General features: G+C 43.9%; 5 protein-coding genes and 2 tRNA genes. All 7 read left to right on the top strand.

Annotated features, from left to right (window positions below; genetic code table 11):
- The first annotated feature begins 170 nt into the window (after nt 1-170).
- The 7 genes from recA to K6Y31_RS15620 all read left to right on the top strand — a co-directional run bounded on the left by recA (nt 171) and on the right by K6Y31_RS15620 (nt 6,648).
- A complete protein-coding gene (recA, locus tag K6Y31_RS15590) occupies nt 171-1,226 on the top strand; it encodes a recombinase RecA (RefSeq protein ID WP_233053879.1) in 1,056 nt (351 codons plus the stop codon).
- Entirely contained in the window at nt 1,219-1,674 is a 456-nt protein-coding gene (recX, locus tag K6Y31_RS15595) for a recombination regulator RecX (protein WP_233053880.1), read from the top strand. Before recA ends, recX begins: the two co-directional genes overlap by 8 nt.
- 266 nt (nt 1,675-1,940) lie before the next feature.
- Nucleotides 1,941-4,541, top strand: coding sequence for an alanine--tRNA ligase (alaS, locus tag K6Y31_RS15600; protein ID WP_233053881.1), 2,601 nt, complete (start codon nt 1,941-1,943; stop codon nt 4,539-4,541).
- Nucleotides 4,542-4,554: 13 nt separating this feature from the next.
- Nucleotides 4,555-5,787 (top strand): aspartate kinase, encoded by a 1,233-nt coding sequence (locus tag K6Y31_RS15605; protein WP_233053882.1) that lies wholly within the window; start codon nt 4,555-4,557, stop codon nt 5,785-5,787.
- A gap of 103 nt (nt 5,788-5,890) precedes the next feature.
- Entirely contained in the window at nt 5,891-6,073 is a 183-nt protein-coding gene (gene csrA / locus K6Y31_RS15610) for a carbon storage regulator CsrA (RefSeq protein ID WP_232803417.1), read from the top strand.
- 387 nt (nt 6,074-6,460) lie between these two features.
- A tRNA-Ser gene (locus K6Y31_RS15615) sits at nt 6,461-6,553 on the top strand.
- 18 nt (nt 6,554-6,571) lie between these two features.
- Nucleotides 6,572-6,648, top strand: a tRNA-Arg gene (locus tag K6Y31_RS15620).
- Nucleotides 6,649-6,699 lie beyond the last annotated feature (51 nt).

The following is a 6,699-nucleotide window of genomic DNA, read 5'->3' on the forward strand; positions in this document are numbered from 1 at the left end:
GATTTATCAACTGATGATTTGTTAAGGTTGGCTGGTGGATACTGGTATTTAAAATACAGTTACAACAATAGCCTGATTTTATATACAGTTAAAATTCCTCTTGATACTGTACGAAACCACAGTATACTAAAGCCAATTACTTCGAATTTTTACCCTGAGTGGAGTCGCAAATGGATTCAAATAAAGAAAAAGCGTTAGCAGCAGCATTAGGCCAAATAGAAAAGCAATTTGGTAAAGGTTCTATCATGCGTCTTGGTGATGGTTCGGCTGCGATGCTGGATATTGAATCAGTTTCTACCGGCTCATTAGGACTTGATGTTGCATTAGGTATAGGCGGCTTGCCTTATGGTCGTGTCGTTGAAATTTACGGTCCTGAAAGCTCTGGTAAAACAACACTTACCTTACAAGTGATTGCTGAGGCACAAAAACAGGGTAAAACATGTGCTTTCATTGATGCTGAGCATGCTCTTGACCCAATTTACGCACGTAAATTAGGGGTGAAAGTTGACGAGCTACTTATTTCTCAGCCTGATACCGGTGAGCAAGCACTAGAAATTTGCGACATGCTAGTGCGCTCTGGTGCGGTTAATGTTGTAGTTATTGACTCTGTAGCGGCATTGACGCCTAAAGCTGAAATCGAAGGCGATATGGGCGACTCGCACGTTGGTTTACAAGCGCGCCTAATGTCGCAAGCATTACGTAAACTAACAGGCAACATCAAGCAAACTAACTGTTTATGTATCTTCATTAACCAAATTCGTATGAAAATTGGTGTTATGTTTGGCTCTCCTGAAACCACTACCGGTGGTAATGCGCTGAAATTCTATGCTTCCGTGCGCCTAGATATCCGCCGTATCGGTGCGGTAAAAGAAGGTGATGAAGTAGTTGGTAATGAAACGCGCGTAAAAGTGGTTAAAAACAAAGTTTCGCCGCCATTTAAACAAGCAGAATTCCAGATCCTATATGGCGCGGGTATTAACATGCTAGCCGAAGTGATTGATTTAGGCGTGAAAGAAAAGTTAATCGAAAAAGCCGGTGCTTGGTTCTCTTATAAAGGCGATAAAATCGGCCAAGGTAAAGCCAATGCTTGCCGTTACCTAACTGAGAACCCACATATCGCGCAAGAAATTGAAGGTTTATTACGCGATGCTTTACTACCTAAGCCTAAAGATGACGTAAAAGCAGCACCGGTCGCAGCCGAAGAAGATGAGGCAGAGTTTGATTGATAATCAAACTGCTAGCTATAACCAAGTTTATCAATCTGCGATAAACTTGGTCTCTAGGCGAGAGCACTCTCGTCTAGAGCTGCAACAAAAACTGCAAAAACGAAACTTCCCTCAAGCTCATATAGACCAAGTGATTACTTACTGTTGTGATAGTGATTATGTTAATGACCAACGCTTTACGCAAAGCTTTATTCGCATTAAAGCAGGCAAGGGGTTAGGGTTAAATCGCATTAAAATGGAATTACAGCAAAAGGGAATTGCTAACGACTTAATTTCTTTAGCCTTAGATGAGTTAGATCTCGATTGGTTTGAATTAGCAAAAAGTTTGTATCAACGTAAATATCCTACCCCGCAACCTGATGATTTTAAAAGTAGACAAAAAAGGCAGCGCTACCTCTACTACCGTGGTTTTGATAGTGAACAAGTGCGCTATGCCAGCAGTGCCTAAACTTGCTAGGTCTTGGTCATCATTTCCCCATATTTCCGCGCGATTGTTACTAATAAACGTCCAGAAAAATAGCCTAAAGCGGCTTAGAAGCCGGGCAATTAAATGTAATGACTCTAATTATTAGTATTGCGTTTTGAAATCGCTCTGTTTACTTTTCCCCCGTGTTTCACCGTGATATATTGTGCGCATTTAATTTTGCCTATTTTACAGTTAAGCAATGAGGCTGACTGTAGATGGTTATATTCAGTTTATTTGGAACCCAATTCATGAGCCAATCCACTGCTGAGATCCGTAACGCGTTTCTTGGATACTTTGAAAGTAAGGGACACCAGAGTGTCGCTAGTAGTCCACTTGTTCCTGGTAATGATCCCACGTTGCTGTTCACCAACGCCGGCATGGTTCAATTTAAAGACGTATTTTTGGGGATGGATCAGCGTCCATATACCCGTGCTACTTCAAGTCAGCGTTGTGTACGTGCTGGTGGTAAACATAACGATTTAGAAAACGTGGGTTATACCGCGCGTCATCATACTTTCTTTGAAATGCTTGGAAACTTTAGCTTCGGTGACTACTTCAAGCGTGAAGCCATTAGCTTTGCCTGGGAGTTTTTAACTGAAGTCGTTAAATTGCCAAAAGAAAAACTCTGGGTGACTGTTTTTGAAGAAGATGATGAAGCAGCCGAAATTTGGTTAAAAGAAATCGGAGTACCAGCTGACCGTTTATCTCGTATTGGCGCTAAAGATAACTTCTGGTCTATGGGTGACACCGGACCATGTGGTCCTTGTACTGAAATTTTCTATGATCATGGTGAGCACATTTGGGGCGGTCCTCCGGGAACACCTGAAGAAGACGGCGACCGTTACATTGAAATTTGGAACCTAGTATTCATGCAATTTAACCGTCATGCCGATGGCACGATGGAGCCTTTACCTAAGCCTTCTGTGGACACCGGCATGGGGCTAGAGCGTATAGCAGCTATTTTACAAGGTGTGCATTCAAACTACGAGATTGACATTTTCCAAGCGTTGATCAAGAAAACGGCTGAGATCACTGGCGCGAAAGACTTAGAAGATAAGTCACTACGCGTAGTTGCCGATCATATTCGTTCATGTAGCTTTTTGATTGCAGATGGTGTGATGCCATCAAATGAAGGTCGTGGCTATGTATTACGACGCATTATCCGCCGCGCAGTTCGTCATGGTCATAAACTTGGGGCCACCGAAACCTTCTTCTATAAGTTGGTAGCTGAATTAGTTAACCAAATGGGTGAAGCGTATCCTGAGCTAACTAAACAACAAGCCATTGTTGAAAAGATGCTGAAACTGGAAGAAGAGCAGTTTGCAAAAACCCTTGATCGCGGTTTAACCATTCTTGATGACGCATTAACTCAGCTTGAGGGGAAAACAATCCCCGGTGAATTAGTGTTTAAGCTTTATGATACGTATGGCTTCCCAGCTGATTTAACGGCTGATATTGCTCGTGAACGTGACTTAGTGATCGACCAAGACGGTTTTGAGGCAGCAATGCAAGCTCAGCGTGAGCGCGCACAAAAAGCAAATAGCTTTGGTACTGATTATAACGACGCGATTAAAGTGGAGCATCAAACTCGCTTTTTAGGTTACAACGTTACAGATAGCAAAGCGAAGATCGTTGAAATCTTTAAGCAAGGCGAATCAGTGGCTAGCCTAGCTCAAGGTGAAGAAGGCATTATCATTTTAGGTGAAACCCCTTTCTACGCCGAATCAGGTGGTCAAGTGGGTGATACCGGTGAAATTCAATTCACTGGTGGTGCTTTTGTTGTAACTGATACGCAAAAGTCCGGCAATGCATTTTTACACCACGGTTATATGTGTGGCGCTAAGCTATCCGTTGGCGAAGATATAACCGCAGTAGTTGATGAGCAGAAACGCAAAGCAATCGCTTTAAACCACTCCGTTACTCACTTACTGCATTCAGCATTACGTCATACCTTGGGCGATCATATTGGTCAAAAAGGTTCATTAGTAGATAGCGAGAAACTACGTTTCGACTTTTCTCACTTCGAAGCCATGACTATGGAGTCTATTCGTCAGGTTGACTATTTGGTGAACAAAGCCATTCGTGACAACTTTGAAGTGATCACTAAGGTAATGAATATCGAAGAAGCGAAAGCATCAGGTGCAATGGCACTGTTTGGTGAAAAATATGATGAAATGGTTCGCGTAGTACAGATGGGCGATTTCTCTACCGAACTCTGTGGTGGTACTCATGCCCAACGCACCGGTGATATTGGTTTCTTCAAAATTATCTCCGAAGGCGGTATTGCTGCTGGCGTTCGCCGGATTGAAGCGGTTTCGGGCCCTGCCGCTATCGACTTTATTCATAGCTTAGGTGAACAAATTCAACAAACTCTTGATCTGGTTAAGGGTGATCAATTCACAATCGGCGCTAAAGTACGTCAAGTTATTGATCGCTCAAAAGCCCTAGAAAAAGAGCTGGAGCAGTTAAAAGCCAAGATGGCGAGCCAAGCTGGTGCTGATTTAATTGGTCAGGCGATAGAAATCGGTGGCACCCGTGTCGTGGTTGCGCACTTAGATGGGATCGAGCCAAAAGCGCTACGTTCATCTGTCGATGAGCTTAAAAACAAATTGCAATCTGGCATCGTGTTTTTGGCAACAGCAAGTGAAGGCAAGGTAAGTTTAATCGCTGGTGTTACTAAAGATTTAACCGCTAAGGTAAAAGCGGGAGAATTAGTAAATATGGTCGCTATGCAAGTAGGCGGAAAGGGCGGTGGTCGCCCTGATATGGCTCAAGCAGGTGGTACTGACGCGGCAGCTTTGCCTGACGCATTGAAATCTGTTCAACCTTGGTTAGAACAACGTCTGTAAAAGGAATACGCACGTGGGTGTAATAGTTCAAAAATACGGTGGTACGTCAGTGGGTACCCTTGAGCGAATAGAAGCAGTCGCAGAGAGGGTAAAGCGGACTAAAGAGCAGGGCCATGATGTTGTCGTGGTGGTGTCGGCTATGTCGGGTGAGACCAACCGCCTTATTGGTATGGCAAAGGAGCTTGATTTAGATGCCAGCCGCCGTGAAATGGATGTACTCGTATCGACCGGTGAACAAGTCACTATCGCGTTACTGACTATTGCTTTGCATAAAGCGGGCGTTGACGCAGTATCGATGACAGGCGATCAAATGCGCATGAAAACTGATTCAAGTCACAGTAAAGCGCGCATTTTAGATGTTGAAACCGATAACTTAAAACAGCACATCGCTGAGGGTAAGGTTGTTGTCGTTGCGGGTTTCCAAGGTCGTGATGAGTTAAACAACATCACTACTTTAGGTCGTGGTGGTTCAGATACCTCCGCTGTAGCGGTGGCGGCAGCATTGAAAGCTGACGAATGCCAAATCTACACCGATGTTGATGGTGTTTACACTACTGACCCACGCATGGTGCCTCAGGCTCGTCGCTTAGATACGATTACGTTTGAAGAAATGCTTGAAATGGCGAGTTTGGGTGCAAAAGTGCTGCAAATTCGCTCGGTTGAATTCGCCGGGAAATACAGCGTACCGCTACGCGTACTATCAAGTTTTAAAGAAGGCTCTGGCACCTTAATTAGTTATGAGGAAGTAAACATGGAATCTCCTGTAGTATCAGGTATTGCGTTTAATCGTGACGAAGCGCGTTTAACTATTTGTGGTGTACCAGACGAACCTTCAATGGCCGCTCGTGTGTTATCACCGATTGGCGATGCAGGTATCGATATCGATATGATAGTGCAAAACACCTTAGGTGATGGTAAAGCGGACTTCACCTTCACCGTGCACCGCGATGACTACCGCCGTGCGACTGAGCTTTTAACGGCTGTGGCAAAAGAAGTTGGCGCAAAAGGTGTGCAAGGGGATGAACATATCGCCAAGGTGTCTATAGTTGGTGTAGGGATGTGGAACCACCCTGGCGTGGCTAAAACTATGTTTGAAGTATTGGGACGTGAAAACATTAATATGCACCAGATTTCAACATCAGAGATCAAAGTGTCAGTATTGATTGATGAGAAGTACCTAGAGCTTGCGGTACGCTCGCTGCACACTGCATTTGGCCTTGACGCTGAGCCAGAAGAAGGCAAATAGGCGAAAACCCTTATGCTTTAGAGGATATTGGGTATTACCTTTTTGATTAATATATGGATAATAGGATCCAATAAAGCAGAATAATGGAAACAAGGAGCTGTAAATGCTAATTTTGACTCGTCGTGTAGGTGAAACTCTGATGATCGGTGACGAAGTGACAGTGACTGTTCTAGGAGTTAAAGGAAACCAAGTGCGTATCGGTGTAAATGCACCAAAAGAAGTCTCAGTTCATCGAGAAGAAATTTATATGCGTATCCAAGCAGAGAAAGGCCCTGACCAGTTCTAATGCTGACAAATTGTAAAAAAGGAGCTTCGGCTCCTTTTTTTATATCTGTCATAAAACCTAACCTAGGCTCTGCTTAAGTCTGCCGCAATGTCATCGAGTATGCTTCTATCATAATATCTCGTGGAGATATGTCGTTATGTCGACTCCTTTATTATTCGAAATATTGCCTTGTTATAAATTCATCCCATAGATTAATAATCTAAGTTTAATCCGAAAGGGAGTTGATTGCGTGAGTGCTCAATCGCCGAAGTTGTTATTTATCTCACTTTTATCTCGTTAAAACCTCATAAACAAGGCGGTCTGTTTAAGAACTGTTCGAACAGAGCCTTTTTCTGAAAAACTGTTTGACATATTTTCGGCTGCGGGTAATATGTGCGCCACCAGAACGGTGAGGTGGCCGAGTGGCCGAAGGCGCTCCCCTGCTAAGGGAGTATGGGGTTTGTAGCCCCATCGAGGGTTCAAATCCCTCCTTCACCGCCATTTATGTTTTGGTATGACGCGCATGTAGCTCAGCTGGATAGAGTACCTGGCTACGAACCAGGCGGTCGGAGGTTCGACTCCTTCCATGCGCGCCACTTTCATTTGTTGTGTAACATAAGTTATACGATGAATAAAAATCTGCTAAA

The organism is Motilimonas cestriensis, from assembly GCF_021295315.1.
In the GTDB taxonomy this organism is placed as follows: Bacteria; Pseudomonadota; Gammaproteobacteria; order Enterobacterales; family CBDFNC01; genus Motilimonas; species Motilimonas cestriensis.

What these genes read in the sequence shown, in the direction of transcription:
- recA (WP_233053879.1), top strand. Translation starts at nt 171, where the DNA reads ATGGATTCAAATAAAGAAAAAGCGTTAGCAGCAGCATTAGGCCAAATA.
- alaS (WP_233053881.1), top strand. Translation starts at nt 1,941, where the DNA reads ATGAGCCAATCCACTGCTGAGATCCGTAACGCGTTTCTTGGATACTTT.
- csrA (WP_232803417.1), top strand. Translation starts at nt 5,891, where the DNA reads ATGCTAATTTTGACTCGTCGTGTAGGTGAAACTCTGATGATCGGTGAC.